The organism is Microbacterium lacusdiani (assembly GCF_054779895.1).
In genome coordinates this window covers 26,722-53,641 of sequence record NZ_BAAGXJ010000020.1, presented here as the reverse complement: position 1 = coordinate 53,641, position 26,920 = coordinate 26,722, and the positions used below count along the sequence as shown (strand labels likewise).

Sequence of the window (26,920 nt, the reverse complement as noted above, 5' to 3'; positions counted from 1 at the left end):
ACATCGCCCGCAGTCTCCTCGAAGCCGGAGGCTTCAGACCTCAGCTACACGCTCAAATGCGATGAGCCCCAAAACGTCGTGCGAAACGTTCCCATGAGGAGCGACATCCGACGCTGGAGCAGACCCTGCGGGTGCCGCTCTCGTGAGTGAGGCTATGCCCTCTGCGTTTGCGAGAGGGTTACGAGTAGCTGAGAGCTCCTCTCGCTGCCTCGGTCGCGAGGGCCCCGCAGCTCAGAGCCCGCGGATGCAGCTCCGATCTCCCTCGATCTCGGCTTAGCGGTGCGCGGCGGAGCGTTCGATCAGACGGCCGGACTCACGCATGCGCCCGAACGTCAGTAGCTCATCTGGTTCGCTACGCGGTTGTACCGAGCTCTCTCGAAGCTGGGTACCGCGCTCGCCTTCGATCTGGATGCGTACTACGCGCCACTTGAGGAACTGAGCGACAGCGCCCCGTAGGCCGGGCCCTAACGGGCGTCCGGAGTCCCCGCCGTCTACAATGAGGGCGCGGCCTCGGGTGCGCGTAGAAAGTGCCATCTTCTGCTGTGGAGTTGCTCGCTTGATGGCGGTGTTCTGTGATCGTTCGGTGGCGCCGGTCAGCTCCCGATGACGAGTACGCTGGCGGCGGCTTCGACGACGTCGTCGGTGATTGTCTCGAGTTCGTTGATCTTGAGGATGCGGTTGATCTGGGGGAACAAGCGCTCGAGGAGGCGGAAGTTTCCGCGGGTGATGCGTTCGATGGCGGCGACGGCTTGGGCGTCGGTGAAGTCGTCTGGGTTGAGGGTGCGTCCGAGGCGTGTCCAGTGTCGGTCGAGGACGAAGAGGAGTTCGTCTCGGCCAAGGGCGCGGTAGCGGTGGGAGAACCCGAGGCGGCTGTAGAGCTGGGGGTAGTGGCGGAAGCGTTGGTCGATGCCGGGCATGCCGATCAAGATGATCGCGAGATGGGTACGGTCGTGTTCGTCGCGAAGCAGCTCGAGCGCGGTGGGCGTGAGGCGCTCGGCTTCGTCGACGATGAGCAGTTCGACCCACCGTGTGGTGTCGGCGGTGTTCACTCCGGTGACTTTCCCGATGGTGCGGAGGTGCTCGTCGATACAGATGCCGACTTTGACACGCCATCTGCTGATGTCTCCCATGAGGTCTCTGGGTCGCGGGAGGACCTCGGGTGTGTAGAACACGGTGCGGGAGCGATGCGCGAGCGCGTAGTGTTTCGCGTCGTCCTCGCTCCTCGGGCCCCACGCGGTGATGAAAGGCTGGAGGGTGTCCCAGTTGGCGTAGCGGCGGGCGGAGTTGGTCTTTCCGACTCCAGCGTCACCGTGGCAGATGCCGATGGTGCGTTCCTTCTTCACCGCGTTCGCGAACTCGGTGAAGCGGCGGTGTTCCTTCGTGACGATGAAGCTCTGGGTCATCACTCCTCCTCGTAGGTGCGGAGTCGTTTCTTGGGCGGGGTCGAGTCCGCGAGGTGGGGTTCTTCGCGGTGGGCGATGGTGGGGATGCGGTCGTTGATGGTGCGGCGGAGTTCGTGGCGGCGGGCGCGGCGGGCGGCTTCGATGTCTCGGAGGCTGAGGCGGGTGTTGGGGTGGGCTTCGTCGACGGCGACGCAGATGAAGGTGCCGTGGTCGTAGACGCGGATCTCGGAGAGGTCGCGGGGGTCGTAGCGGATGGTGACTGCGTGTCCGACGAACGGTGCGAGGGTGGGCGCGAGATAGCGCTGGCCTTGGAAGTGGATGCCGTCTCGTTGCACGGTCCGATGCGTGGGCACGGTGAGCAGCAGGCCGTCGAGCTCGTTGAGGGTGTCGGGCATGCGGGGTATCCAGCCGTCCGCGACCCATGCGTCGCGTGGGGAGATGCCGAGCGCCTGATGGGTGCGCTGGTTGTAGGTCGTGATGAAGGCGCCGATCGCTCGGTCCAGGCCCGGGAGGTCGAGCACGGGCTGCGGGTTGCGGTTCCCGGGGCCGAGGTGGCCGGGGAGGGTTGGGAGGACTTCGGTGTTGATGGTGCCGAAGAATCGCTCGATTTTGCCGCGCCCCTGGGGCCTGCCGACGGTCGAGAAGATGAGCCGTAGGTGCAGCTCGATGGCGGTGCGTTCGAGGTGGTGGCTGGTGAAGTCGGAGCCGTGGTCGACGTGCAGCACATCGGGGATTCCGCACATCGCCCACGCGGGGTCGGTCTTTCGCCAGATCGCCTGCCGCAACGCGAGCGCGGTGTTCAGTGACGAGGGCGCTCCGGTGAAGACCATGTATCCGCAGATCGCGCGGGAGTGATCATCCATGACGGTTGTCAGCCAGGGCCGGTCGGGCTTCCCGTTCGCGCCGATGATGAGGATGTCGAGTTCGGTATGGTCGGCCTGCCAGATCTGGTTCGGCCGTTGTGCGCGACGGCGGAACACCAGCTCGTGACGATCGCGGTAGGACGCGGGACCCTCCAACGCGAGGGTGACGAGTGCGGGGTCGAGGGCCTGCACGATTTCTCGGACGGTCGCGTAGCTCGGCGCCGGCCTACTCTCGCGTAGGCACTCTTCGACGATGAGTCGATGCAGCGTCGCGATTGACGGACGAGGCCGGGTCAGGGCGAGCCGCTCGATGGCGGCGACGGTTGCGGGGTCAGTGCGTCGGCTGCCCTTGTCTCTTCGTGCGGTGTCGTCGAGTCCTGCGAGCCCGTGTTTCTCGTAGAGCTGATGCCAGCGTTGGAGCGTCCGCGTGCCGATGCCGCTCTCGCGGGCGAGGGCCGCGAGGGGGACCTGATCTTCGACGTGAAGTCGGAGGATCCGCCACCGCTCGAGGCCGTCCATGAGCCGCTACATCGCTGCGCTCTCGCGGGCCGCATGGACCTGCTGATGGCGGTAGAGCGTCGCGCGACTCCACCCGACGAGACGAGCGGCGTCCTCGGCGGTGCGGCCGCGCGCTCGCGCATCCGCGGCAATCGCGAGCTTGTCCGCGATCACGACCGGGTCCGACAGAGGCCGGCCAAACCGGGTCCCGTTCGCTCGGGCGGCTGCGATGCCGGCGTTGACCCGTTCGACGATGAGCTCCCGCTCGTACTCCGCGAGCGTGGCCAACATGTTCAACATCAGCCGGCCCGTCGACGTCGACGGATCGATGCCATCCGAGATCGACCGCACCTGCACGCCGCGCTCGCGCAGCAGATTCACGGTGTTCAGCACGTCGATCAGGGAGCGGCCGAGGCGGTCGACTCGCCAGACGACGACGGTGTCGCCGTCTTCGGCGTACTCGAGGAGCTTCTTCATCCCGGTCCGCTCGATCGCGGTCTTGCTCCCCGAGGTGACATCCGCGAAGACGTCGCGCTTTTGCACCCCGGCAGCAACGAGCGCGTCGAGCTGCAGCTGCGCGTCCATTCTGACTCGGAAACACCCTTTATGACCCCTGCTGAGACGAATTATGGCGAGACGCCTTTCTGAGACGACGCGCGGCCCGAGATTTCGGGCAAAGGGGCGCTGTCGAGGGCCACTTGGTCCGGCGTCTCAGAAAGCTACTGGTTTTTGAGGCGCGCGCCGATCCTCCGCTGTTGGAGCGTGGGTGAAGGGTTCAGTCGGTCTGAACGACCGGTAGCCCCGTCGCGGCTGCGGCGTCTGCGAGCGAGCCGAGGTTGCGTACTTGGGTGAAGCCTGCGTCCTCCATGAGGTCGACGGCGGCTGCGGCGCGTTGACCTGAACGGCAGTAGACGACGTAGTCGGCGTGGGGGTCCAGGTCAGGGATTGCCGTTTGCAGCTCGCCGGCGGTGACGTCGAGCAGGAGTGCCCCATCGAGATGCCCTTCGGCGTGTTCGGCGGGTGTGCGGACGTCGATGACGATCGCATCCGAGCTAACCGCAGGTTGGGCGGTGGTCGGCGCGGTGCAACTCGTGAGCGCGAAGGCGGCGACGAGTGCGGTGACTGTAACGAGGGCGAAGCGACGCATGGGGTCCTTTCGGGGGTTTGGGGTTAGAGGTTGCAGGAGCGGTCGGCGCAGTGATGTGTGGGGTGTCGGCTGAGACGGCGGTGGAGGTGGCAGCCCGCGCACCAGCCGAAGATCGCTTCCAGGGCTAGGAGGATGAAGCAGACACCGCACAGGGCGAGTACCCCCTGGAGGGGGATAGCGCCGGAGCCCAGCGCGACGCATGAGACTGTGGCGATGCCGACGGCTAGCCACCACGCGAAGGCCTTCTGCGGGGCGCCGACCCAGCGCGGGAAGTGGGAGCGGCTCGCGAGTCGTCCCAACGCCAGGGTGATCGACAACCGATCACTGACGAGGAGACGGGTCAGCATGTCGAGCAGGAAGAACATTCCGAACATCTGCAGCGGGCGAGTCGTCCCGAACGCGAGTGCGGCGGTGGCGGCGAGAAGTCCGAGCGTCAGCAGGAGACCGGCCGCGATCCGGACCGCACGTTCATCGATGACAGGCCCCTGGTAGCCCTCGATGAGGGCACCAACGCGCGGGAGGACGACAGCGGGGGTGACGGACATGAGCGATTCCCGGAGGGTCATAGAAGAGGTGCGAGGCGCAGGATCGTCGCTGTGAGCATGATGATGCCCACGCCCAGGACGAAGAAGCCGAAGCTTTTGCGGAGCGTGGGGGCGGACAACTTTCTGGCGAGCAGCATCCCGGCGACGGAGCCGACAACGGCGAAGGCGGTGAAAGGAAGAACGGTTTCCCATGGGATCGCGGTGGCGAACACCTGTGCGGCGAGTCCTGCGGTGGAGTTCAGTGCGATGACGAGGAGTGATGTGCTGGTGGCCGCGGCGATGGGCAGACCGAAGATCAGCAGCGCGGGGACGATGAGGAAACCACCTCCCGCCCCGAGCAGCCCCGTGAGGAACCCCACAGACACCCCCATGATCACGACGCGCAGGACATGAGAGCTGCGCGCGCGAGGTCGCTCGGGTGGGGCGGGTGTGCGACGGCCGCGGATCATTGCGAGTGCTGTGGCGATCATGATGCCGCTGAAGAGCACGGCGAGAAGGACGTCGGGCACGAACCGCCCCAGAGATGCACCGCCGAGCCCGCCGAGCATCCCTGTCGCCCCGAACGCGACACCGACCCCCCATTTCACGGTCCCCGTTCGCGCGCGTATCAGGACGGCGATGGCGCTGGTCACTGCGACCACGAAGAGAGAAGACGCGATCGCCTCTCGCGTTCCCATGCCCAATATCAGGGTGAGGACGGGGACGGCGAGGATTGAGCCGCCTCCGCCGAGGAGCCCGAGCGCGACGCCGACCACGGTCGCGAGGATCATCGCGGTGATGATGGGCAAGGTCAGTCGGGCTCCTCGAGGGGTCAGGCGGCGTTCGCGGCGGGCTGCGCCGTTGCGGCGAGCCAGGCGCGGTAGCTGCCGTCGATCTCGATGACGTCGTGACCGGCTCGACGCAGGGCGCTGGCGACGACGCTGTTGCGGACGCCGCTCTGGCAGTAAGTGAGGATGACGCCCGAGCTGGGGAGCTCATCGGTGTGCCAGAGAGCGCGACCGCCGGAGAGTTGGGCGGCACCGGGGATGTGTCCCGCGTTGTATTCGGTGCGGTTGCGCACATCGAGCAGGAGGGCGTGCTCCACCTGGTCGATGTCCGTGGGGGCGATGGTCTTCGGCTGAACGAGCCGCAGTCCGTCGAGGGTGTCGGTGAAGCCGTGGACAGCGTCGATCCCCACCCGCAGCAGGTGGTCGCGGAACCGCCCGGCCGCGTCAGTCGAGTCGGCCAGAATGACGAGGGGGCGTGTTTCCGTCTCAGGGTCGTAGACCCAGGCGGCGTAGCTGGCGGCTTTCGCTTCGCCGGGGACGTTGAGCGCGCCGGGCACGGTGCCCTGGTGTACCTGCGCGTGGTGGCGGGTGTCGATGAGGATGACGCTGTCTTCCTCCAGCGCAGCGGACAGGTCGGAGGCGTCGATTTGCGGCAGCGGTGCGAGCTTGCCCAGCAGAGCGGGCCCGGTGCGGTTCTGCCGCTTCATCCGGGCGAAGTAGGCGTGCGCATCAGGTTGATCATCGAGGAGGGAGTTGATGAAGCCCTGCTCGTCGCCGGCGGCCAGGTACGGTGCCCACCAGGCAAAGCGTCGCTCGTATCCGACCGTGGAGGTGGGGACAGCGCCGAGGGCCTTGCCGCAGGCCGAGCCGGACCCGTGTGCGGGGAGCACCTGGACGTAGTCCGGGAGGGTGAGGAAACGGTCGCGAAGGCTGGCGAACAGATCGCGCGCGCCCTGGAAGCGGGTGTCGATACCGCCGGCGGCTTCATCCAGCAGGTCGGGGCGGCCGATGTCGCCGACGAAGACGAAGTCGCCGCTGAGGAAGTAGCCCGGGTCGGAGGTGGCGGCTCCATCGGTGACGAGGAAGGAAAGGTGCTCGGGGGTGTGGCCGGGGGTGTGCACTGCTTCGAGGGCGATGTTGCCGAGGGTGATGCGCTGACCGTGCACCATCCGGGTGGCGTCATCGAATCCGGAACCGTACTGCCAGTCGGGCCCGCCCTCGGCGGAGACGTACATCGTCGCTCCCGTGCGGGCAGCGAGTTCGCGGGTGCCGGAGAGGTAGTCGGCGTGGATGTGAGTCTCGGTGACGGCAGTGATGGTCATGCCATGCTTCGCGGCGAGGTCGAGATAGACCTGCACGTCGCGGCGGGGATCGACCACAATCGCTTCACCGTTCCGCTGGCAACCGATCAGGTAGCTGGCGTGCGCGAGGTCGTCGTCATACAAGCGTTCGAGGAGCACGGGGATCTGCTTTCGCGGGGTCAGTGCGCGCAGGTGCAGCGCTGGTCTTCGGGAACGTCGGCGAGGGCGTCGTCGATGTGTTGGCCGCAGCCGGCCCACGTGGGCTTGCCGCAGGAGGGGCAGGTGATTTGAGCGCACACGGTCAGGCAGCCGTCTCGGCAGCCGCGATCTGGCGGCGGACATCATCCATGTCCAGCTCGCGGGCTTTGGTGATCAGTTGCTCGAGCTGCGGGGCAGGCAGAGCACCGGGCTGCTTGTACACCAGCACGCCATCGCGGATCACCATCAGCGTCGGGATCGAGGTGATGCGGTGAGCCGAGGACAACTCAGCTTCCGCTTCGGTGTCCACTTTCGCGAACACGATGTCGGGGTGCTTCTCCGACGCCGCCTCGAATACCGGAGCGAACGAGCGGCACGGGCCGCACCAGGCCGCCCAGAAGTCGATGAGGACGATCCCGTCTGCCTGGACGGCCGGGCCGAAGGTCTCGTTCGTGAGCTCAGTGGTGGCCATCGTCGGTCACCGCCCGAACAGGCGCGAGAAGAACCCGCCCTGCTTCGACTGTGCAGCCTGCACCTCACCGCGCGTGTGGTTGCCATTGCACCACTGCGACGCGGGCACCGACGCGCGTACCGAAGACACGTGCTGGCCGCAGCCCGCCCACGTCGTCTTCCCACAGGTCCGGCACTTCGTAGCTCGACACATGTTCTCTCCCTTTCCGGTGATACCCCAGGGGGTATATCTGAACCTGGACGCCCAGGATACCCCGGGGGGTATAGTTGTTGTCAACTCGACGGAAGGAACCGCTCATGGGCAGTGACCCGCAAGGCCCTGACTCGCTGCTGCACGATCAGGAGGCGAAGCGAAAGGTGCTCAACCGTCTGAAGCGTGCGCAAGGACAGCTCGCCGCGGTGATCGGCGCCGTTGAAAACGACGCTCACTGCCGCGACGTCGTTCAGCAGCTCTCCGCCGTCTCTAAAGCTCTGGATCGGGCCGGCTTCCTCGTCATCTCCACCGCTCTTCGCGACTGCATGACCACGCCGGAGGCGGATAACGTCACCAACCCCGACGAGCTGGAAAAGCTCTTCCTCTCCCTCGCCTGATGACCACGCGAAACACGCTCGTCATCCACGTCTTCGCCGAGGACGCCGCGGTTCTCACCGCCGCGCTGCGCGTTGCCCGAAACGCCGTTGACGATCTCAGTCCCGACGGCATCGTGCAGCTCGTCGTCCAGGGCGGCGCGGTGCGGGGCCTGGTCGCGGACGGTGCCTATCGAGACGATCTCGTCGCAACGATCCGCAGTGCGGGCGTACAGGTGCTGGCGTGTCAGAACAGCATGAGCCGAGAAGACGTGGACGCTGATTCTTTGCTCGAGGGGGTGTCAACCGTTGCCGCGGCCGTGGGCTACCTCGCTCAACAACAATGGGCAGGCGCCGCCTACGTACGACTGTGATGCATCCAGCACCTGTCACGCCATCCGCACGCACCGGTATCGCAGCTGTGACCTCTTCTGCGTGATGGCAATTAGTCCGAGAGCGACATTTCTGCGCAAAACTCTGAAGTCCCACCGACGAGCATCCCTCCAGCAAGGCGGCCCAGCCCCGACCTGAGCCCTGCGAGAACCGAGCTGCTGTAGACACGTCACGTAGCGAAGTCAGAACGCCGCCACGGAGCGCTGTTATTCACAATCTTCTGCGAACAGATCGGGTGGCGAAAGGCGGCCAACTGCCGCGCAAGCCCCGGGGCGCCGTGCCAATACGCGCGGAGCATACAGTAGGGCTACCCGACAGCGTCGAGCGCCCGCCTCAGGTCGCCGATGATGTCGTCGGCCTTCTCGAGGCCGATCGAGAGGCGGACGAGCCCGGGGGTGATGCCGAGGTCGAGGCGCTCGGCCTCCGTGAGCTTGGCATGGATGGTGCTGCCCGTGTGGATCGCGAGGCTGCGGACGTCGCCGATGTGGGTCATCTGGCTGACGAGCGTGAGGCCGTCGAGGAACGTACGGGCCGCGTCGCGGCCGCCCGCCAGATCGATCGACACGATGGATCCGGCTCCATCCGGCAGGTACTTCTGCGCGAGGGCGTGGTGCGGGCTGTCGGGGAGCCCCGGGTAGTGCACGGCGGCGAGCGCGGGGTGACCCTGCAGGGCCTCGGCGACCAGCTGCGCGTTGTGCACGTGGCGCTCCATCCGCAGCGAGAGCGTCTCGATGCCGTGCAGGAGCAGGAAGGTGCTGGTCGGCGGAACGGTCGGGCCGTATTCGAGGACGATCACCGAGCGCAGGTAGGCGCCGTACGCACCGGCGCCGAAGCGCTCCACGAACGACCGCTCCCCGTACGAGCCGCCGCGGGCCAGCTGCGGGAACCGGTCGGCGTGCGCCGCCCAGTCGAACCGGCCGCCGTCGACGACCGCGCCGCCGATGACGGATCCGTGGCCCGCGAGCCACTTCGACGTCGAGTGGATGACGATGTGCGCGCCCCACTCGAAGGGCCGGTTCAGGTAGGGGGTCGCCACGGTGTTGTCGACGACGAGGGGAACGCCGGCGCGGTCGGCCGCCTCGGCGAGCCTGGCGAGGTCGGTCACCTCGCCCAGCGGGTTCGGGATGGACTCGGTGTATATCGCCTTGGTGTTCGGCCGCACCCGCGCGAGCCACTCGTCCACGGACGCGGTGGCCTCGACCGCCTCGAACTCGAGCCCCTGGCGGCGCAGCGCGCCGCGGAACATCTCGCGCGTGCCCTCGTACAGGTTCTTGGTGGTGAGGATGTGGTCGCCCGCCGACGCGAGGGCGAACAGGGCCGCGGCGATCGCAGCCTGGCCGCTCGCCACGAGGATCGCGTCGACCCCGCCCTCCAGGTCGGCGATCCGCCGGGCCGCGACGAGGTTGGTGGGGTTGTCGCTGCGGGAGTACGCGCGGCGCGTGCTGCGCCCCGCGAACCGCTCGACGCCGTCGTCGAAGCTCTCGAATAGGTAGCCCGCGGTCTGGTACACGGGGGTGATCCGCGCGAACGCCTCGGCGTCGATCAGCTCGCCGGCGTGGATCTGCCGGGTCTCGAACGCGTAGCCATCCTGCGCTCCGGTGGTCGTGGTGCCTGTCATGCTGTCTCTCCGTTCCGGCCGAGCGCCGCGTCGCCCATCGCCTGCAGGGCTTCGGTGAGGATGGGGCGCGGCGTGGCGAAGACGATGCGGACGAAGTCCTCGTATCCGCGGCCGAGGAGCCGCCCCTCGGTGAGGACGACGCCGGCCTGCTGGCGGAAGAACTCGGCGGGGGCGCCGGGGAGCTCCAGCTCGCTCACGTCGATCCAGCCGATGTAGGTCGCCTCCGGAGCCCGGTACACGGCGCCGGGCAGGTGGTCGGCCACCAGGTCGCTGAGGGCCTGCCGGTTGCCGTCGAGGTAGGTCAGCACGTCGTCGAGCCACGGCTTGCCGTGCCGGTACGCGGCGGTGGAGGCGACGACGCCGAGCGAGGCGGCGCCGTGCTGCACGGCGAATCCGAACCGGCGGTAGACGGCCTGGTCCGCGTCATTGGACGTGATCAGCTGCGCGGTCTTCAGTCCCGGGATGTTCCAGGCCTTCGACGCGCTGGTGCCGGTGATGGTGTGCGCGGCGGTGACGTCGGACAGCGACGCGTACGGCGTGAACGGGATGCCGTCGTAGCGCAACGGCGCGTGGATCTCGTCGGCGAACACCCGCCCGCCGTGCCGGTCCACGATCGCGGCGATCGCCTCGAGCTCCTCCCGGTCGATCACCGCTCCCGTGGGGTTGTGCGGGTTGCACAGGATGAGCGTGCGCGCGCCGGCGGCGAACGCCTCGTCGATCCGCTGCAGGTCGTGGCCCCAGCGGCCGTCCGTCCAGATGCCGGGCACCTCCACGACCGGATGCCCGATCGCGGGCAGGTAGGTCAGGAACGGCATGTACGCCGGGGTCGGCACGATCACGGGCGAGCCGGCGGGCGCGTACTCGGACACCGCGACGCCGAGCGCGGCCATCACGTCGGAGACCGGATGCACCCGCTCGGGATCCACCGCCCATCCGTACTCGGCGGCCATCCACTCGGACGTTGCCTCGCCGAGCTCAGCCGCGAGGGGCGGCGAGAGGTAGCCGAGGTTCTCGTCCTCGACCGCCCGATGCAGCGCCTCGGCGACGGGAGGCGCGATGCCGAAGTCCATCTCCGCCACCCACGCGCCGATCCGCCCGGGGTGCAGGCTCCACTTGCGGCTCTCCGGCCGGTCCAGGCGCAGCCGGGTGCGGGAGTCGAAGGGGTGCGGACATCGGGTCACGAGGGTGAGCCTACGGAGCAGGATGCGACCGGGCCCCTGCCGAGGTCATGATCCGTCATGTCCCGCCGTGTCAGCTCCCCGAGAGCTCCGCCCGGACGATCTCGGCACCCGCCGCGAGCGCCGCCATCTTGCCGCGCGCCACGTGCCGGGACAGGGGCGCCATGCCGCAGTTCGTGCTGGGGTACAGCTTGTCCGCGTCGACGAACGGGAGCACGCGCCGCAGGGTGGCGGCGACCTCCTCGGGGGTCTCGATCGCGTCGCCCGCGACGTCGACGGCGCCGACCATCACCTTCTTGCCGCGCAGGAGCTCGATCAGCTCGACCGGCACGTGCGAGCCGTGACACTCCAGCGACACCATGTCGATCGCCGACTGCTGCAGCAGCGGGAACGACTCCTCGTACTGGCGCCACTCGGACCCGAGCGTCGCCTTCCAGTCGTTGTTGGCCTTGATGCCGTAGCCGTAGCAGATGTGCACCACGGTCTCGCTGCGCAGCCCCTCCGCGGCGCGCTCGAGGGCCGCCACGCCCCAGTCCCGCACGTCGTCGAAGAAGACGTTGAAGGCCGGCTCGTCGAACTGGATGATGTCGACGCCCGCCGCCTCGAGCTCCCTGGCCTCCTGGTTGAGGATGCCCGCGAACTCCCACGCGAGCTCCTCGCGGCTGCCGTAGTGCCGGTCGTAGAGGGTGTCGATCATCGTCATGGGCCCGGGGAGGGCCCACTTGATGGGCCGGTCGGTCTGCGCCCGGAGGGCCTTGGCGTCCTCGACGAACACCGGCCGCTCGCGGCTCACCGCGCCGACGACCGTCGGCACGCTCGCGTCGTAGCGGTTGCGGATCCGCACCGTCTCGCGCTGCGCGAAGTCGACACCGCTGAGGTGCTCGATGAACGTGGTGACGAAGTGCTGGCGGGTCTGCTCGCCGTCGCTGACGATGTCGAGCCCGGAGCGGAGCTGCTCGTCGGCTGCGAGGCTCAGCGCGTCGCGCTTGCCCTCGGCCAGCTCCGCGCCCTCGAGACGCCAGGGCGACCAGAGCTTCTCGGGCTCCGCGAGCCAGGCGGGCTTGGGCAGGCTGCCGACGATCGAGGTGGGCAGAAGCGGGTTCATCGGTGGTCCTCCGGGGTTCGTCCGGTCAGAGGGCGAGCGCCGGGGCGGCCGCCCACTGCTCGAGCAGCGTCTGGTGGGGCTTCAGGAAGTGCTCCGCGATGAACTTCCCCTGCGTGAGCGCCAGACGGCTGCGCTCCTCGCGGTCGTAGGCGATGTCCGTCGGCGAGTAGTGCGGGTTCTCCAGGCTCGGCTGGTACACCTCGCCCGCGGGGGAGTGGGCGTTGTAGATCTCCGGGCGGTAGATCTTCTGGAACGCCTCCATCGTGCTGATGGTGCCGATCAGCGCCAGGTCGGAATGGTCCTCGAGCAGGTCGCCCTCGAAGTAGAAGGCGAGCGGCGCGACCGAGCCGCGCGGCATGAAGTACCGGACCTGGAGCCCCATCTTCGCGAAGTAGCGATCGGTCAGCGAGTAGTCGCTCTGCTCGTACTCGACGCCGAGCACCGGATGCCGCTCGCCGATGCGGCGGTACGTCTTGCTGGTCGAGACGCTGATGCAGACCACCGGCGGCTGCGCGAATCGCTCGCGATACGCGGCCGACTCGACGAAGTGCCGGAAGAGCTTCCCGTGCAGCTCTCCGAAGCCGTGCGGAAGGCCGGACTGGTTCGCGCTGTGGGCCGGGAGCAGCACGCTGAAGTCGTAGTCCCGCACGTACGAGGAGAAGTTGTTCCCGGTGATGCCCGGGATCCGATCGCCGGTCGCCCGGTCCACGATCTGGACGTCGAGCATCTCGATCAGCGGCACGCCCACGCCGGAGTCGTCGGCCTCCACGTGCAGGTCCACCGAGACGATGTCGAGCTCCACGCCGTAGCGGTCACGGTTCGGGTTGCCCTGATCCGCGAGGTCGTTGAAGCGGTCGTCGATCATCTTCAGCGCGCCCTGGAGATTCTGCCGGCGGCCCTCGCCCCGGGCGAGGTTCGCGAAGTTCGTGGTCGCGCGGGAGCCGGCCGACGGCGCGTAGTCCTCGTCGAAGCGGGTCGTGCTGATGTCGAAGGTGAACTCGGTGCCCATGTGGCCGCCTCGATTCCTGACGATGAACGGCGGGCAGGATGCCCGCGCGGTCGTCAGCCTAGGCACGGCGCCCGGCTATAGCCCCATTCGGATGCTTAAGAAAGAGACATAGTCGGACACTATGCGTAAAGTTCGACGCCGAACTCCGCGACGACGGCGCGCATCTCGGCGACGAAGCGCTCCGCCTGACCCGTGAGGGGGATCGAGCTGTGACCGATCCATCCGATCTCGATGCGCTCGTCGACGTCGAGCGGGACGGCGACGATCGACGGGTCCAGGTCGTCGGAGATGATGCCGGTCGAGATCGTGTAGCCGCCGAGGCCGATCATGAGGTTGAAGATCGTGGCCCGGTCGCTCACCCGGATGTCCTGCTTCGACGACCGGGTGGAGAGGATCTCCTCGGCGAAGTAGAAGGAGTTGTTCGTCCCCTGGTCGAACGTGAGGCGCGGCACGTCCTCCAGGTCGTCGAGCGTGACGCTCGCGCGGGCGGCGAGCGGATTCGTCCGCGCGACGAAGATGTGCGGCGTGGCGAGGAACAGAGGCGTGAAGCCGAGGCCGGACTCGCGCAGCAGCTTGTCGATGACGTTCCGGTTGAAGTCGTTCCGGTACAGCACGCCGAGCTCGCTGCGGAGCGTGCGGACGTCCTCGATGATGTCCCACGTGCGGGTCTCGCGGAGTGTGAACGCGTACTCCGCCGCGCCCGAGGCCTTCACCATCCGGACGAACGCGTCGACGACGAACGAGTAGTGCTGGGCCGAGACGGCGAGCAGGCGGCGCGAGGGCGGACGTTCGAAGTAGCGCTGCTCGAGGAGCTCCGCCTGCTCGACGACCTGGCGGGCGTAGCGGAGGAACTCGGTGCCGTCCTCGGTGAGGGTCACGCCGCGGGCTGAGCGGGTGAAGAGGCTGTGCCCGACGCGGCGTTCGAGGTCCTTCATGGCGGCGGACATCGTGGGCTGCGAGACGTACAGCAGGTCGGCGGCCGCGCTGATGGACCCCTCGGCGGCGACCTCGACGAAGTACCGCAGCTGCTGCAGGGTGATGCCGCTCGTCGCCCCGGCGCCGTCCCGTGCCATGGTCGCAGGCTATCCGAGTCCCTGCGAGCCCATGGCCCTCCGTTCACCCGAGACTCGAGGGCCGCCGCGCCCGTGGCATCCTGGGGCCGTGGCGGAGCGCATCGAGACGGTGGTGATCGGCGGGGGACTGATGGGGTCCGCGGCGGCGTGGCAGCTGGCGCGGCGCGGACGCGAGGCCCTGCTGCTCGAGCGCTTCGAGCAGCTGCACCACCACGGCGCCTCGCACGGGGCCACCCGCAACTTCAACGTCGGGTACACCCAGCCCCACTACCTCGAGCTCGTGACCGAGGCCGGGCGGCTGTGGCGCGAGCTCGAGTCGGAGTCGGGCGCGGACATCCTGGACCTGGTCGGCCAGACCAACCACGGCAAGGGCGTGCCCGACGACCACGCCGACATCCTGCGAGCGCACGGCATCGCCGCGGAGTGGCTCGCCGTCGACGAGGCGCGCGAGCGCTGGCGCGGCATCGCGTTCGACACCAAGGTGCTCTACATGCCCGACGGCGGGCGCCTGAACCCCGAGCGGGCGATCGCCGCGTTCCAGGCGGTCACCGTGGAGCGCGGCGGCCGGGTGGCGCACGGCGCACGCGTTCTGCGCATCGGCGAGACGTCCGGGGGCGCGGTCGAGGTCGTGACGGAGGGCGAGACCTACCTCGCCGAACAGGTGATCGTCACGGTCGGCGGCTGGACGGACAAGATCGTCGGCGGCCTCGTGTCGTACCCGCGCCTGATCGTCACCCAGGAGCAGCCGGCCCACTTCTCCGTGACCGACCACGAGGCCGACTGGCCGAGCTTCAACCACGTGCGCGCGCTCGGAGATCCGCAGTACGACTACTGGCACTCCAACATCTACGGAATGCTCACGCCCGGCGAGGGTGTCAAGGCCGGATGGCACGCGGTCGGCCCGCACGTCGACCCGGACGACCGCTCCTACGAGTACGAGCCGAAGATGATGGAGCACCTGCGCCGCTACGCCCGCGAGTACCTCGTCGGCACGGACCCCGATCGCTTCGCGGCCGTGAGCTGCACGTACACGACCACGCCCGACGAGGCCTTCGTCCTGGATCGCCGCGGCCCGATCATCCTCGGCGCCGGGTTCTCGGGCCAGGGCGCGAAGTTCACGCCGGCGATCGGACGCGTGCTCGCCGACTTCGTGACCGATCCCGACGCCGAGCCGATCCCGGCGTTCGCGGCCGACCGTTTCGGGGGCGCCGTCAAGGGCTGGTGAGCGACTCCACGATCGCGCGCACGCTCGCGACCACGACCTCGCGCCGCCGGGCCGCGCGCTCGGGGGTGCCCGCGGCGTCGCCCGCGTAGAGGTGCTCGACCGAGCGGAAGACCTGCCATCCGTCGGCGAGGGTGACGATCGACAGCAGCAGGTCGGCCGCGGCGCGGTCGTCCAGCTGCGGCAGCGCGTGGCGCACCTGCGCGACCTTGCGCGCGGTCGCCGCGGCGCGCGCCTCGATCGCGACGGGGGCGCCGCGCTCGAGGCCCTCCCATGCGAGGAGCCGTGACAGCTGCGGGCGGGCCTGGTGGTAGTCGAACACGCGGCCCGCGTACCCGATGATCGCGTCGGGGCCCTCGCCCCGGATGGGGACGGCGTCGATCACGGCCGCGAGCTCGTGCGCGAGGACCGCGCCGAAGAGGTCGTCCTTGCCGCCGAAGTAGGCGTAGATCCGCTCCTTGTTCACTCCCGCGGCGCCCGCGATCCGATCGACCCGCGCGCCCGAGAGCCCGTGTGCGCTGAACTCATCGACCGCGGCGGCGAGCAGTCGGCGCTTGGTCTCCTCGGTGTTCCACGCCATGGGGCGAGTGTACCCAACTCCAACTGGATGGTTGCAAATGGCCGCGGAGCGTGCTTCACTATCTCCAACCAATCAGTTGGAAAGGATCCCTCCCGTGTCCCAGACCCCTGCCGCCCCGCCCTCGGTCCACGTCCGCGCGGTCATCACGTGGCTCGCGATCTTCCCGCTCGTGACGCTCGGCTTCTACGCCATCGCCCCGTTCTCGGCCGACTGGTCGCCCATCCTGCGGGCGTTCGTCCTCACCCTCGTCGTCGTCCCGCTCGCGGTCTACCTCGTCGTACCCCGGCTCATGCGGGCCTGGATGGCGCTCGCCCGCCGTCGCGCCGAGCGCGCGTAGCGCGTCCCGCGCCGAGACCGCCTCGGCCCCGCCGAGGTCACATCCGCGGTGAGCTCACCCGCATCCGGGTGCGATGTGGGCGGCGGGATGTGATGTCGGCGCAGCCGCCGAGGCCCCCGCACGACGCCGAGCGGCCCGAGGTTCCGGAGAACCTCGGGCCGCCCCGGGATCAGGCCGGCCGGATCAGGCGGCCGGCTCCGTCAGGATCGCGTCGATCTCGACGTCGTCGATCGCCCACCACCAGTTGTTGCCCGCCGTGTAGCGGAACTTCACCGTGGCCGAGGTGGCGCCCGCGGGCACGTCCACGACGTGGTCGCGGTGGCTGTCGATGTCGGCCATCTCGGGCGAGCCGGCACCCCACTTGGCGAGCGTGACGCGCTCGCCCGAGTCGAACTCGATGAACGCCTCCGCGGTCTGGTCGGCCTCCTGTCGGTAGCTGTTGTCCCACTGCACGCGCACCTGGGCCGCCGTCTCGGGCAGGGTGAGCGCGGGGGCGTTCAGCGTCGTGTCGATGCGACCGGCGCCCGCGGCGTCGTTCCACTCGTCGCCGTCGGCGACCGCGAACACGCCGGTGCCCTTGGTGAACTGGTCACGGCCCTGGATGTCCTGCAGCCAGAAGTCCGGCGTCACGAACGTCCAGCCGCGCAGGTCCTGCATGCCGCCCGTGCCCATGGTCGCGGCGTTCGTCACCGACCAGCCCGCAGGTCCCTGCTGCGTCCAGCCGACCACGCCGGGGTTGTGCTGGATGCCCGGCTTGAGCGATCCGGCGAGGCCGTCGAACGACTCGTCCACCAGCTCGTCCAGCAGGCTGTCCCACTGGGCGTAGAGCGTGATGGTGGTCTGGGCCTGCGCCAGGCCCGTGACGTCCGCGCCGTCGGCGAAGCTCCGGCCCGAGCCGTCGGCCTCGGTGTTCCAGCCGGCGAAGCGGTGGTAGGTCCGCTCGAAGCCGTTGGGCGTGAGCGTGCCGGTGTGCTTCTCCGACAGCTCGCTCATGGGGGTCTCGCCGCCGGTCGCGCCGTTGCCGTCGTAGACGATGGCGTAGTCGCCGGGGCGGCCGAACACGCCGGTCACCGTGACGTCGCGCTCGGGCATCTCGAACTTGTCGTTGCGCGACACCGGGATGGTGCCCACCGGCACGTCGAGGCCCTCGACCGCGATCTCCCAGCCCCACAGCTTCTCGTCCGGCTCGGCCTGGTGCTCGAGCTTCACGAGCCGGCCCGCCGTCGCCTCGCCGGGGATCGCCGTGACGGTGCCGCCGCCGCGCACCTGCGTGGTGACGGTGTGCGTCTCGGTCGAACCGGACGATCCGGTGAAGACCGCCTTGATCGACACGTGCGACGCGGGCATCGTGAAGGTGCCGTCGACGATCTCGACATCGCCCTCGAGCACGTCCCAGCCGAGGAAGATCTCGCCCTCGGCGGGCGTCGCGGTGAGGCTCACGGTCTCGCCGGGCATCGCGTCGGCGAGGTCGGAGGTCGCCTCGCCGGCACCGGCGGTCGAGAGGCGCACGTCGTAGCCGTTGGTCGTGAAGGTGGTCGAGATCGCCTCGCCCTCCTTGCCCCATGTGTTGATCGGCGTGACGGCCACCTGGTACTCGCGGCCCGGCTGCATGTTCCAGATGATGTGGTTGCGCGTCGCCGGCATCGGGATCTTGTAGAAGCCGGACCACTGGGTGAACGTGTTCACGACCTGGCCGGTCTCGGTGTCGGTCACGCGGTAGCGGTACTTGTGGACGATGTCGCCCACCTCGTTCGGCGCGACCTCGGCCTGCGGGAACGTCACCATCGCCTCGGTCGGGATGATGTCGGTCACCTCGACCGACGCGCCCTCGGGCCACACGGGCGCCGACGTCCGGTCGGCGCGGGCGTCGCCGAGCGGGAAGCGCTGCTCGAACGCGAGGGACTCGTCCACGCTGTCCGCGACATCCCACGTCCAGACCTGGTCCTCCCAGGCGCCCGACAGGAAGTCGTAGCTCTTGATCGTGACGCGCGATCCCTCGACCTCGACCACCGCGGTCTCGCGGTTGTCGCCGCCGTCATCCGGGGTGCTGTCGCTGACGACCTTGCTGTACGGGTTGGTGTTGGCGACGCCGCGCTCGAACTCGTAGTAGGCCAGCGGCGGCGCGTTCACCGTCGTGAAGCCGCCCGCGCCCTCGACGCCCTGCCAGATCGACGTCGAGATGTGGTTCGGGGTGTGGATGTGACCGCTCCAGACGACCGCCTGCGGGTACTGCTCGAACAGCGACTCGAAGCCCTCGCCGCAGCCCGCCGCGAGGCCCGAGCCGTACCACTCGGTCGACACGTAGTGGGTGCAGCGCAGCGGCGAGTGCACCAGCACGAAGATCGGCAGCGTCGGGTTCTCGGCGACCGCGGCGGCGAGGCGGGTCTCGAGCCAGTCGGCCGCGTAGGCGTAGTCGCTTCCGTTGCTGTTCGAGGGGTACATCGTCTCCTCGTTCAGCGGTCCGGAGCCGGGGCTCACGGTGATGAAGTGGTAGCCGTTCATCACGTAGTCGGCGTTCGGCGCCTGGCCGAGCGTCGACTCGAACAGGCGGTAGCCCGACAGGTTCGAGCCCACGTCGTGGTTGCCCAGCGACGCGATGACGGGCATGTCGCCCTGGCTGCGGTCGAGCGACGCGCGCAGGCCCTGGTACTCCGCGGCGGTGGCGTTGTTGGTCAGGTCGCCGACGAACAGCGCGGCGTCCAGATCCTGCTCGTGCCAGAAGTCGAAGGCCTCGTCGAGGTCGTCCCACTCGTTGTGGATGTCGCCGAGCGCCGCGAACGACAGCGTGCCGGGCTCGTCGGCGGGGAACTCGATCGCGTCGGAGGCCTGCGGCTCCGCCTCGGTCGACGTCGCGGCGGGAGCGGGCGCGTCGACCGTGAGCTCGTAGGTCTCCTGGGCGAGGTTGTCCGCGGAGTCCATCGCGGCGTAGGTCACGACGTACGTGCCGGCGGCCTGCGGCGTGAGGGGGAACGCGCCGTCCTCGTTCTCGTAGAGCCGCGCGTCGACCCCGTCCGGGCCGGTCGCCGTCACGACGACCGTGGGCGTCTCGCCCGAGTCGTCGGTGGCGGTGGCCGCGGGCAGGACGAACTGCTCGTTCAGCTCGGCGGTGGCGGGGACTTCGACGGGGGACAGCACCGGCGCGGTGGTGTCGGCCGTCGGCTCCGCGGTGGGGGCGGGGGCCTCGGGACCGGCTGCGGCGTGCGCGGGGAGGCCCGAGAGCGAGCCGATCACCGCGACGGTCGCGGCGACCGCCAGCGCGCGGCCGGCCCGAGTGCGCGCCCGGGGGAGGGGGCGGGTGTGGACACGACGAACTCCAAAGGTCGACGGAAAGGGTCGCGTCCAGGCCACCGCCGCCGGGTGGCCGCCGGATGAACTGCCGTCGTCGCCCGGGTGTCGCGGCGCCCGCAGCGGCCGGATCGCCGCGCCCACTGTGCACACTGGGCGCGGCGCGCTACGGGCCGGCCGTCACCTCGAACGCGAACTCGCCGGACAGGTAGCGGTCCTCGCCGAACTCCACGGCGCGCCCGTCGCGGGCGAACGTCGAGCGGTGCACGGCCAGCAGCGGGCTCGAACGGCGCACCCCCAGCAGGCGCGCGTCGTCGCTGGACGCCGGCACGGCCGAGATCCGGTGGGTGCCGAGCACGACCTCGACGCCGGCCTCGGCGAGCGCGCGGGTGGTCGAGACCACGTCGACCGGCACCGCCTCCATGAGGGGCATCACCCACGGCGCCCACGTCGAGCGCTCGACCATCACGACGCGTCCGTCGAGCGTGCGGATGCGCGTGAACCGCAGCAGCCGCTCGCCGAAGCGGACGCGCAGCAGCCGCGCCTCGCGGACGGTCGCGGTCACGTGCTCGCGCTGCACGATGCGGCCGCCGGGCGACATGCCGCGCCCCTCCGCCCACTGGGTGAAGGACCGCATCCGATCGAAGCCCTGCACCTGATCGACCAGCCGCACGAACCAGCCGGCGTTGCGGTGCGGCTCGATCAGGCCCCGCCGCGCGACCGCCGCGAGCGCCGTGCGGATCGTGGCGCGCGACACCTCGTACTCCTCGGCGAGCGCGTGCTCGCTGGCCAGGCGGGTCCCCGTGACGAACTCCCCGTCGAGGATCCGCCGGCGCAGGTCGTCGGCGATCTCACGCGCCGACGACGCCGCGGCGGCGGATCCGGCCCGCTGTGCGCGGGGCGGCACGGCGCGCAGCGCCGTGGCCACCCGCAGGGAGGCCTCAGCCGCCGGCGAGCACACGTTCGACGAACCAGTACAGACCGACCGCGGCGACGACAGCGGCCGTGGCCACGCCGACCCAGAGCCCGGCCGCGGGCATGCGGCGTCGCAGCAGGGCCAGGGCGGGGAACACCACGACGATGATGCCGAGCTGCACCACCTCGATGCCCACGTTGAACACCAGAAGGGCGCCCAGCAGGCCCCACGAGAACGGCTCGGCGATGCCCAGGGCGCCGGCGAAGCCGACGCCGTGGATCAGGCCGAACAGGAACACCACGAGGATGCGGAGGGCGTCGGCGCGCGTGAGACCCGGGCGGCTGCGGGCCGGGGCGGCCTCGGTCGCGACCTCGACGCGCTCCAGCGTGGCGACGCCGCCGCCGCTCGACGCGGCCTGTGCGCGGGGCGCATCCGGCTGATCCTGCCCGGGCGAGTAGTCGCCCGCGCGGCGCCGGAACACGCCCCACAGGTGCCACAGCGCCACGATCGCGATCGACAGCGCGATGATCGGCTCGACGATCGCGCCCGGCACGCTCACCACGCCGAGCGCCGCGAGGATGAACGTCACCGAGTGCGCCACCGTGAAGGCGGTCGCCGCGAGCACGATGTCGCGCAGCCGCCGCGAGCCGACGATCAGGGCCAGCAGGAACAGAATGTGGTCGAGCCCGAAGAGCAGGTGCTCCCCGCCCAGCACGAAGAAGTCCCACATGCGCGAGCCCCAGTCCTGGGTGGTCGTCATGCTCGGGTCGGCGTCGGTGTCGAGCTCCGCGACGCCCGAGCCCGAGACGAGGTCGTACGAGACGATGGTCGTCGTCATGCCGCCGGGCTCGGTGCCGGGGAACAGCTCGGTCGTGATCCGGTACGCCGGCGCGTGCTCGCTGACCAGCCCCCGGCAGTCCGACTCGACGACGACGCGCGCGTGCGGCACGTTCTCGATCAGGACGATCTCGTACGGCGCGGCGATCCGGTTCGGGCACGCGCCCGCGCCCTCGGCAGGCGCGACGGTCCAGCGGGGAAGCACGTAGCCGGACACGGTGTCGGTGTGCTGCTCGAGGATGCGGGTGGTGAGCTTGGCCGGGTCGTGGCCCGAGGCCTGCACATCGGCGTACGCGTCGGGCTCGAAGGTCGTGTCGCCCATCTCGCGCGCGCCGTCGGTGGCGAGCAGCACGTACTCGAGATCCAGCACGGAGCGCACGAGGCCCGGCTCCGGCTCGGTGAGGTCGGCATAGGCGGTCGCGGCGTAGCTGTGCGCGGCGGCCGGGGCCGCGGGGATCGCCAGGGCGAGCAGCAGGAGCAGCCCGGCGAGAAGGCGTCGAGGCACGACGGCTCCTTTCGGAGAGGGGGATGCCAGCACCTTCCGGTATCTCGGTGAACGGCGGACGACGCCCAGTCGAACACCCGAGGACGATCACACGTACCCCAACGGATCGCGGGCCCTCCGGATCGCGGACTTCTGGTGGGATCCGCGGTAACCCACCCGTCACGCGGGCCGCGGCCGCAGGAAACAGGCCGCCGATAGCTTCGCGCCATGAAGAAGGCGCTCGCATCCCCGGCCCTGCAGATCCTGCTCGCCGCGATCCTCGGCATCGTGTTCGGCCTCGTGGTGGGGGAGTGGGCGGGGAACCTCAAGTTCGTCGGCGACCTGTTCATCCGGCTCATCCAGATGTCGATCGTGCCGCTCGTGCTCGCCTCGGTGATCGTGGCCACCGGGGCCATGAGCGGCAAGGGCGCCGGGCGCCTCGCCGCGGCGACCTTCGGCTGGATCCTCGCCTTCTCGACCGTGGCGGCCGTGCTCGCGTGGGGTCTCGCCACGCTGTTCCAGCCGGGTGTCGGCATGGCCTTCGACGGCGAGATCGATCCCGCGCTCGAGGAGTCGGCGGCCGCGGGCGCGCAGGACTGGCAGACGACCATCCTGAACTTCGTCTCGACCAACGTCGTCGACGCGATGGCGAGCGGCACCATGGTGCCGATCATCGTGTTCGCTCTTCTGTTCGGCGCCGCGCTGAACACGTTCGTCGCCAAGACCGGCCGGCGCACGGTGCTGGACTTCTTCGACCAGCTGCAGCAGATCGTGCTCACGATGATCCGGATGGTCATGCGGATCGCCCCCGTCGGCGTCTTCTGCCTGCTCGCGGACCTGGCGGGCCGGGTCGGGTTCGCGGTCGTCACGTCGGTCCTCGCCTACCTCGCGACGACCCTGGTCGGCGTCGTGATCATCCTGCTGCTCATGGTCGGCGTGGTCGTGCTCCGGACCCGCCTGAATCCGTGGAGGCTGCCCGCCAAGCTCGCCGAGCAGACCGCCGTCGCCGTGACCACGACGAGCTCGGCGGTGACGTTCCCGACGGTGCTGCGCAACGCGGTCGAGAAGGTCGGCATCAGCCGGCGGGTGGCCGACTTCACGCTGTCGATCGGCATGACCATGGGCTCGTGCGGCGCGGTGCTGAACTACACGATCGTCGTGCTGTTCCTCGCGCAGGCGGGCGGCGTCGACCTCACGATCGGGCAGGTCGTGCTCGGGATGGCGCTCGCCATCCTGCTCAACATGGGCACGATCACGGTCCCCGGCGGCTTCCCGGTCGTCGCGATGTTCCTCGCGACCTCGGTGGGCCTTCCGATCGAGGCCGTGGGCCTGCTGATCGCGGTGGACTGGTTCACGGGAGTGCTGCGCACGTTCCTGAACGTCAACGGCGACACCCTCGTGGCCATGCTCGTGGCGCAGAACACGAACGAGATCGACCGCCACGTCTACAACGGCACGAAGTCCATGACGACCGAGGAGATCGACCTCGAGGAGCGCCGCGAGACGTTCGAGAAGGCCGACGCCGCCGACTGAGCGCCAGCGCGCGTCGGGGCCCTTCACGCGGACCCGCGGCAGGAACAGCATTCGACTGAGTAGACGCCCGGTCTACCCGTGGGCCCGTCGGGCACTGTCGCGGGAGGTGCGCCATGGCGAGCGCAGCGCATGACGTCATCGTGATCGGCGGCGGCCAGGCCGGTCTGGCGGCCGGGCATCACCTCCAGCGGTCGGGCGCGGACTTCGTCATCCTGGATGCCGAGACCCGGGTGGGCGACACGTGGCGGCGGCGATGGGCGTCGCTGCGGCTGTTCACCCCGGCCCGGCACGACGGACTGCCGGGGCGCCCGTGGCCGGGGCGGGGCGGCTATTTCCCGACCGCCGACGAGGTCGCCGACTACCTGGAGGCCTATGCCGCGGCGTTCGACCTTCCCGTCCGCTCGGGCACGCGCGTGACCGCCGTGAGGCCGGAGGGCGACGGCTACGCCGTCGTCGCCGGCGACGACGTCCTTCACGCGCCGTCGGTCATCGTCGCGACGGGCGCGACGAGCGTGCCCCGGCTGCCGGATGCCGCATCGGCAATCGCGCTGCCGCAGCTGCACTCGAGCGCGTACCGGCGGCCCGACGACGTCGAGGGGGACCGGGTGCTGGTGGTGGGGTACGGCACCTCCGGCGCCGAGATCGCCCGGGAGCTGGCGACCGCCGGGCGGCAGGTGACGATCGCGGGGCGGCCGACCCCGACGGTCCCGCCGCTGTTCCTCACAGTCGCGGGGGAGCTGTGGTGGCTCGTGGTCACGCAGGTTCTGAACCGCGCCACGCCCGTCGGGCGCAGGATCGCGCCCAAGGCCACGGCGCACGGCGCACCGCTCATCCGGATCTCGCCCGAGGAGCTGCGCGCGGCGGGAGTCGCCGAGGTCGGGCGCGTGGACGGCGTCGCGGACGGGCGGCCCTCTGTGGCGGGGCGGCCCATCGACGTGGACGCGGTGGTGTGGGCTACGGGATTCCGGGGCGACTTCTCGTGGCTCGAGGTGCCGCGGCTCGCCTACGACGCCCGCGGATACCCGGATGCCCCGTTCGGCGTGCCGCCCGGGGTGCCGGGGCTCGGCTTCGTCGGCATCCCGTTCCAGACCCGGCTGGCGTCGCACCTGCTGGGCGGGGTCGGCGGCGACGCCGCGCGGGTGGTCGCCACGCTCGGGCGCCGCTGAGCCCGCCGCCGGATCAGACGAACCGGATCGTGCTCTGCAGGCGCGTGCGGACGTCGAACAGCTCGTTGCCGCCGATGGGGCGCGCGCCCGGCACCCCGCCGCGGAGGACGGTGCGGAGGGCGCTGCGTCCCACGACCACCACGGGCACGCTGCGGACGCTGCCGAGCGGCGAGATCGGCTGGGCGAGGTCCTCGTCCGGCAGCACCAGGACCGCGCCTCCGAACCGCACCCGCGCGGCGCGGGACACCACGCGCATCCGACGCAGCAGGCCGGCGATCGGCGCGTGGGGGCCCACGTCGGGGCCGATGATCTCGCCGCGCCGGAAGCGGACGACGTCCCCGAAGTCCTCGGACATCACGCCGTACAGGCCCGACGGGCTGAGGACGACATGGTCGAGCTTGTCCTCCGGGTCGTCGCCGATCGCGACGTCGTGCCACACGGTGAACCCCATGCCGAGGTCGGCGATCGTGCGCGCCGTGGCCTCCTCGGCCAGCGCGTCGGCCAGCATGCGCTTCAGCTCCCGCGGCGCCCCGCGCACCAGCGCCGGGTCGTAGGGATCGGGGACCTCCACGCCGCGGCCCGCCCACTCGCGGATCAGGTCGAGGTACCGTTCCCGGCGCCATCCGCCGGGGTGGCCGTACGACCGGGCGCGCGGGCGGGTGTCCGCACGCGCGGTCGGGGTGCTCCATCCGCGCCAGACGGCGCCCGCGTCGCTCCCGGCCGCGAAGCCGTGGCCCCGGTCGTACGCCGCACGGCCCTCGGGCGTGCCGATCAGCTCCCAGGCGCGCTGCACCTGGATGAACATCGTCGCGTCGCCGCCGGTGTCGGGATGCGTCTGCCGCAGCCGCAGCCGGTACGCGCGGCGCAGCTCCGCCTCGTCGACCGTCGGCTCGACGCCGAGAACCTCGTACGCCGAGCTCGAGAGCGGGCTGTCGAACATGGTGCTCCTCCGGGCAAGGTGTCCAGGGTATCCCTCGACGCACCGACAGTGCCTCGGTGGTCCCGTGCGATCCGGTGCGGATGTGCCCTTCTGCGCACCCAGAAGGGCCGCTAGGCACCCGGACGCCCGGCCTCAGCCCGCCGGCAGCTCCCCGAAACCCTGTTCGATCAGGTCCTCCAGGGTCTGCACCGCCTCGCGGGCGTCGGGGCCCGTCGCCTCGATCCGCACGACGTGGTCGCCCGTCGCGCCGAGGGCGAGGAGCGCGACGAGGCTGGCGGCGTTCGCGGGGCCCCTCCCGGCCGTGAGGTCCGTGACCCGGATGTCGGAGGCGAAGCCCGCGGCGGCGCGCGCGAAGGTGCCCGCCGGGCGCGAGTGCAGGCCGAGGGGGTTGCGGATCGTCACCTCGGCGGACGCCCGGTCGCCGCCGTCGTCCGGCTCGGAGCCGGCGGGCTCGGCGTCGCCGCGCCGCTTGGCGCCCAGCGCGCCGTCCGCCTCCGCGGCGACCTCGTCGAGCGTGCCGCCGCCGGCCGCCCGCACGAGCGCGGCCGTCGTCCCCTCCACGAGGGGGCCGTCGCTGATCCGAACAGGATGCGTGCTGGAGCGCAGGTCCAGGGCGAACTCCGCACTGATCACGGCCGAGCCGAGGTCGGTCAGCACCACGACGCCGTCCGCGTCGGCGAGCGCGTCGATGGCGTCGGCGATCGCGACGGCATCCGTGCCGAACCCGTCGGCCGCGCCCGCCGCGAGCCGCACCGGCGGCGGATCGCCGTGCACCATCTGCATCGCCAGGTCGACCGTCGCCCGGGCGAGCGGCTCGCTGTGCGAGACGATCACGAGGCCGATCACGCGGCCGTCACCGTGTCGGCCAGCGTCTTGACGAGGATCGCGGAGGAGGCCGCACCCGGGTCGAGGTGACCCGCGCTGCGCTCGCCGAGGTACGACGCGCGGCCCTTGCGGGCCACGAGGGGCTCGGTCGCGTCGCGCCCCGCCGCCGCGGCGTCAGATGCCGCGGACACGGCGTCTCCCAGCGCCGATCCCGACGTCAGCGCGGCCTGGAGGGCGTCGACCGCCGGCAGCAGCGCGTCGAGCATGGTCTTGTCACCCGGCTCCGCCTTGCCTCGCGCGACGATGCTGCCCACGCCCGCCCGCAGCGCCGCCTCGAGGGCGCGGCCGTCCAGGTCGTCGGCTCCGGCCGCGGCCTTGCCCGCCTCGAGGAAGAACGAGCCGTACAGCGATCCGCTGGCCCCGCCGACCTTCGAGATGAGCGTCATCCCGACCGCCTTCAGCAGCGCCGGGATGTCCGCGGGCGGCGCCGCGTCGAGCTTCTCGACCACGGCGGCCATGCCGCGTGCCAGGTTCGTGCCGTGGTCGGCGTCGCCGATCGCCGAGTCCAGCTCGGTGAGCCACGCGGCCTGCTCGGCGGTCTCGGCCGCGAAGCGCCGGAGCCAGGCGTCCACCGTGGCGAGCGTGACGGCATCCGTCAT

Annotated in this window: 26 protein-coding genes; 6 read left to right on the top strand and 20 right to left on the bottom strand. The window is 70.3% G+C overall.

From position 1 onward, the window contains the following. Positions 1-593: 593 nt before the first annotated feature. The 8 genes from ACYVGN_RS10695 to trxA all read right to left on the bottom strand — a co-directional run bounded on the left by ACYVGN_RS10695 (position 594) and on the right by trxA (position 7,194). Complete coding sequence (locus tag ACYVGN_RS10695) at positions 594-1,403, bottom strand: AAA family ATPase (protein ID WP_016463902.1); 810 nt, start codon at positions 1,401-1,403, stop codon at positions 594-596. After that, positions 1,403-2,785, bottom strand: a complete 1,383-nt coding sequence (locus tag ACYVGN_RS10690) for a transposase (RefSeq protein ID WP_460790697.1) — start codon at positions 2,783-2,785, stop codon at positions 1,403-1,405. Before ACYVGN_RS10690 ends, ACYVGN_RS10695 begins: the two co-directional genes overlap by 1 nt. A 6-nt stretch (positions 2,786-2,791) precedes the next feature. Beyond that, entirely contained in the window at positions 2,792-3,349 is a 558-nt protein-coding gene (locus ACYVGN_RS10685) for a recombinase family protein (protein ID WP_460790695.1), read from the bottom strand. A 190-nt stretch (positions 3,350-3,539) separates the two neighbouring features. Next, positions 3,540-3,911, bottom strand: a complete 372-nt coding sequence (locus tag ACYVGN_RS10680; protein WP_016463905.1) for a rhodanese-like domain-containing protein — start codon at positions 3,909-3,911, stop codon at positions 3,540-3,542. A gap of 23 nt (positions 3,912-3,934) precedes the next feature. Beyond that, positions 3,935-4,456: a DUF4395 family protein gene (locus ACYVGN_RS10675; RefSeq protein ID WP_036282995.1), complete on the bottom strand. Its 522-nt coding sequence runs from the start codon at positions 4,454-4,456 to the stop codon at positions 3,935-3,937. 17 nt (positions 4,457-4,473) lie between these two features. Next, complete coding sequence (locus tag ACYVGN_RS10670) at positions 4,474-5,244, bottom strand: sulfite exporter TauE/SafE family protein (protein ID WP_460790693.1); 771 nt, start codon at positions 5,242-5,244, stop codon at positions 4,474-4,476. Between the two features lie 23 nt (positions 5,245-5,267). Beyond that, on the bottom strand, positions 5,268-6,683 hold the full coding sequence (locus ACYVGN_RS10665) for an MBL fold metallo-hydrolase (RefSeq protein ID WP_016463908.1): 1,416 nt from the start codon (positions 6,681-6,683) through the stop codon (positions 5,268-5,270). A 142-nt stretch (positions 6,684-6,825) separates the two neighbouring features. Beyond that, on the bottom strand, positions 6,826-7,194 hold the full coding sequence (trxA, locus tag ACYVGN_RS10660) for a thioredoxin (protein ID WP_016463909.1): 369 nt from the start codon (positions 7,192-7,194) through the stop codon (positions 6,826-6,828). Positions 7,195-7,490: 296 nt separating this feature from the next. Between trxA and ACYVGN_RS10655 the strand changes: the two genes are divergently transcribed. Beyond that, positions 7,491-7,784, top strand: coding sequence for a metal-sensitive transcriptional regulator (locus ACYVGN_RS10655; protein WP_016463910.1), 294 nt, complete (start codon positions 7,491-7,493; stop codon positions 7,782-7,784). Continuing rightward, positions 7,784-8,134, top strand: coding sequence for a DsrE family protein (locus ACYVGN_RS10650; protein ID WP_016463911.1), 351 nt, complete (start codon positions 7,784-7,786; stop codon positions 8,132-8,134). The genes ACYVGN_RS10655 and ACYVGN_RS10650 overlap by 1 nt, the downstream gene beginning before the upstream one ends. 326 nt (positions 8,135-8,460) lie before the next feature. Here the strand turns inward: ACYVGN_RS10650 and ACYVGN_RS10645 are convergent, their stop codons facing one another. The 5 genes from ACYVGN_RS10645 to ACYVGN_RS10625 all read right to left on the bottom strand — a co-directional run bounded on the left by ACYVGN_RS10645 (position 8,461) and on the right by ACYVGN_RS10625 (position 14,136). After that, positions 8,461-9,771, bottom strand: a complete 1,311-nt coding sequence (locus ACYVGN_RS10645; protein WP_460790691.1) for an O-acetylhomoserine aminocarboxypropyltransferase/cysteine synthase family protein — start codon at positions 9,769-9,771, stop codon at positions 8,461-8,463. After that, on the bottom strand, positions 9,768-10,952 hold the full coding sequence (locus ACYVGN_RS10640; protein WP_460790689.1) for a MalY/PatB family protein: 1,185 nt from the start codon (positions 10,950-10,952) through the stop codon (positions 9,768-9,770). Before ACYVGN_RS10640 ends, ACYVGN_RS10645 begins: the two co-directional genes overlap by 4 nt. A 70-nt stretch (positions 10,953-11,022) precedes the next feature. Continuing rightward, positions 11,023-12,054: a methionine synthase gene (locus ACYVGN_RS10635; protein WP_460790687.1), complete on the bottom strand. Its 1,032-nt coding sequence runs from the start codon at positions 12,052-12,054 to the stop codon at positions 11,023-11,025. Between the two features lie 25 nt (positions 12,055-12,079). Next, on the bottom strand, positions 12,080-13,063 hold the full coding sequence (locus ACYVGN_RS10630) for a putative oxygenase MesX (protein WP_460790685.1): 984 nt from the start codon (positions 13,061-13,063) through the stop codon (positions 12,080-12,082). Positions 13,064-13,182: 119 nt separating this feature from the next. Continuing rightward, complete coding sequence (locus tag ACYVGN_RS10625; RefSeq protein ID WP_460790684.1) at positions 13,183-14,136, bottom strand: LysR family transcriptional regulator; 954 nt, start codon at positions 14,134-14,136, stop codon at positions 13,183-13,185. A gap of 88 nt (positions 14,137-14,224) precedes the next feature. On the opposite strand from ACYVGN_RS10625, the gene ACYVGN_RS10620 reads away from it, so the two are divergent. Continuing rightward, positions 14,225-15,361 (top strand): FAD-dependent oxidoreductase, encoded by a 1,137-nt coding sequence (locus ACYVGN_RS10620; protein WP_460790683.1) that lies wholly within the window; start codon positions 14,225-14,227, stop codon positions 15,359-15,361. Here ACYVGN_RS10620 and ACYVGN_RS10615 read toward each other — a convergent pair. Next, positions 15,348-15,938 (bottom strand): TetR/AcrR family transcriptional regulator, encoded by a 591-nt coding sequence (locus ACYVGN_RS10615; protein WP_460790681.1) that lies wholly within the window; start codon positions 15,936-15,938, stop codon positions 15,348-15,350. The genes ACYVGN_RS10620 and ACYVGN_RS10615 overlap by 14 nt on opposite strands. Before the next feature lie 94 nt (positions 15,939-16,032). Between ACYVGN_RS10615 and ACYVGN_RS10610 the strand changes: the two genes are divergently transcribed. Next, positions 16,033-16,275, top strand: coding sequence for a hypothetical protein (locus ACYVGN_RS10610; protein ID WP_460790679.1), 243 nt, complete (start codon positions 16,033-16,035; stop codon positions 16,273-16,275). Between the two features lie 183 nt (positions 16,276-16,458). On the opposite strand, the gene ACYVGN_RS10605 is transcribed toward ACYVGN_RS10610, so the two are convergent. The 3 genes from ACYVGN_RS10605 to ACYVGN_RS10595 all read right to left on the bottom strand — a co-directional run bounded on the left by ACYVGN_RS10605 (position 16,459) and on the right by ACYVGN_RS10595 (position 21,818). Then, positions 16,459-19,506, bottom strand: coding sequence for an InlB B-repeat-containing protein (locus ACYVGN_RS10605; protein WP_460790677.1), 3,048 nt, complete (start codon positions 19,504-19,506; stop codon positions 16,459-16,461). A 220-nt stretch (positions 19,507-19,726) separates the two neighbouring features. Further along, entirely contained in the window at positions 19,727-20,488 is a 762-nt protein-coding gene (locus ACYVGN_RS10600; RefSeq protein ID WP_460790676.1) for a GntR family transcriptional regulator, read from the bottom strand. 13 nt (positions 20,489-20,501) lie between these two features. After that, positions 20,502-21,818 (bottom strand): HupE/UreJ family protein, encoded by a 1,317-nt coding sequence (locus ACYVGN_RS10595; protein WP_460790674.1) that lies wholly within the window; start codon positions 21,816-21,818, stop codon positions 20,502-20,504. A gap of 207 nt (positions 21,819-22,025) precedes the next feature. Here ACYVGN_RS10595 and ACYVGN_RS10590 point away from each other — a divergent pair, with 207 nt between their 5' ends. Together ACYVGN_RS10590 and ACYVGN_RS10585 are read left to right on the top strand one after the other, a co-directional pair. Then, positions 22,026-23,330, top strand: a complete 1,305-nt coding sequence (locus ACYVGN_RS10590; RefSeq protein WP_460790672.1) for a dicarboxylate/amino acid:cation symporter — start codon at positions 22,026-22,028, stop codon at positions 23,328-23,330. A 113-nt stretch (positions 23,331-23,443) separates the two neighbouring features. After that, complete coding sequence (locus ACYVGN_RS10585; RefSeq protein ID WP_460790670.1) at positions 23,444-24,496, top strand: flavin-containing monooxygenase; 1,053 nt, start codon at positions 23,444-23,446, stop codon at positions 24,494-24,496. 13 nt (positions 24,497-24,509) lie between these two features. Here ACYVGN_RS10585 and ACYVGN_RS10580 read toward each other — a convergent pair whose 3' ends face one another. The 3 genes from ACYVGN_RS10580 to dhaL form a co-directional block, all read right to left on the bottom strand. After that, positions 24,510-25,436, bottom strand: a complete 927-nt coding sequence (locus ACYVGN_RS10580) for a J domain-containing protein (RefSeq protein ID WP_460790669.1) — start codon at positions 25,434-25,436, stop codon at positions 24,510-24,512. A 132-nt stretch (positions 25,437-25,568) separates the two neighbouring features. After that, entirely contained in the window at positions 25,569-26,282 is a 714-nt protein-coding gene (locus tag ACYVGN_RS10575) for an HPr family phosphocarrier protein (RefSeq protein WP_460790667.1), read from the bottom strand. Beyond that, positions 26,279-26,920 (bottom strand): dihydroxyacetone kinase subunit DhaL, encoded by a 642-nt coding sequence (dhaL, locus tag ACYVGN_RS10570; protein WP_055987821.1) that lies wholly within the window; start codon positions 26,918-26,920, stop codon positions 26,279-26,281. Before dhaL ends, ACYVGN_RS10575 begins: the two co-directional genes overlap by 4 nt.

What these genes read in the sequence shown, in the direction of transcription:
- ACYVGN_RS10695 (WP_016463902.1), bottom strand. Translation starts at nt 1,403, where the DNA reads ATGACCCAGAGCTTCATCGTCACGAAGGAACACCGCCGCTTCACCGAG.
- ACYVGN_RS10690 (WP_460790697.1), bottom strand. Translation starts at nt 2,785, where the DNA reads ATGGACGGCCTCGAGCGGTGGCGGATCCTCCGACTTCACGTCGAAGAT.
- ACYVGN_RS10685 (WP_460790695.1), bottom strand. Translation starts at nt 3,349, where the DNA reads ATGGACGCGCAGCTGCAGCTCGACGCGCTCGTTGCTGCCGGGGTGCAA.
- ACYVGN_RS10680 (WP_016463905.1), bottom strand. Translation starts at nt 3,911, where the DNA reads ATGCGTCGCTTCGCCCTCGTTACAGTCACCGCACTCGTCGCCGCCTTC.
- ACYVGN_RS10675 (WP_036282995.1), bottom strand. Translation starts at nt 4,456, where the DNA reads ATGTCCGTCACCCCCGCTGTCGTCCTCCCGCGCGTTGGTGCCCTCATC.
- trxA (WP_016463909.1), bottom strand. Translation starts at nt 7,194, where the DNA reads ATGGCCACCACTGAGCTCACGAACGAGACCTTCGGCCCGGCCGTCCAG.
- ACYVGN_RS10655 (WP_016463910.1), top strand. Translation starts at nt 7,491, where the DNA reads ATGGGCAGTGACCCGCAAGGCCCTGACTCGCTGCTGCACGATCAGGAG.
- ACYVGN_RS10650 (WP_016463911.1), top strand. Translation starts at nt 7,784, where the DNA reads ATGACCACGCGAAACACGCTCGTCATCCACGTCTTCGCCGAGGACGCC.
- ACYVGN_RS10645 (WP_460790691.1), bottom strand. Translation starts at nt 9,771, where the DNA reads ATGACAGGCACCACGACCACCGGAGCGCAGGATGGCTACGCGTTCGAG.
- ACYVGN_RS10635 (WP_460790687.1), bottom strand. Translation starts at nt 12,054, where the DNA reads ATGAACCCGCTTCTGCCCACCTCGATCGTCGGCAGCCTGCCCAAGCCC.
- ACYVGN_RS10630 (WP_460790685.1), bottom strand. Translation starts at nt 13,063, where the DNA reads ATGGGCACCGAGTTCACCTTCGACATCAGCACGACCCGCTTCGACGAG.
- ACYVGN_RS10625 (WP_460790684.1), bottom strand. Translation starts at nt 14,136, where the DNA reads ATGGCACGGGACGGCGCCGGGGCGACGAGCGGCATCACCCTGCAGCAG.
- ACYVGN_RS10615 (WP_460790681.1), bottom strand. Translation starts at nt 15,938, where the DNA reads ATGGCGTGGAACACCGAGGAGACCAAGCGCCGACTGCTCGCCGCCGCG.
- ACYVGN_RS10590 (WP_460790672.1), top strand. Translation starts at nt 22,026, where the DNA reads ATGAAGAAGGCGCTCGCATCCCCGGCCCTGCAGATCCTGCTCGCCGCG.
- ACYVGN_RS10585 (WP_460790670.1), top strand. Translation starts at nt 23,444, where the DNA reads ATGGCGAGCGCAGCGCATGACGTCATCGTGATCGGCGGCGGCCAGGCC.
- ACYVGN_RS10580 (WP_460790669.1), bottom strand. Translation starts at nt 25,436, where the DNA reads ATGTTCGACAGCCCGCTCTCGAGCTCGGCGTACGAGGTTCTCGGCGTC.
- dhaL (WP_055987821.1), bottom strand. Translation starts at nt 26,920, where the DNA reads ATGACGGATGCCGTCACGCTCGCCACGGTGGACGCCTGGCTCCGGCGC.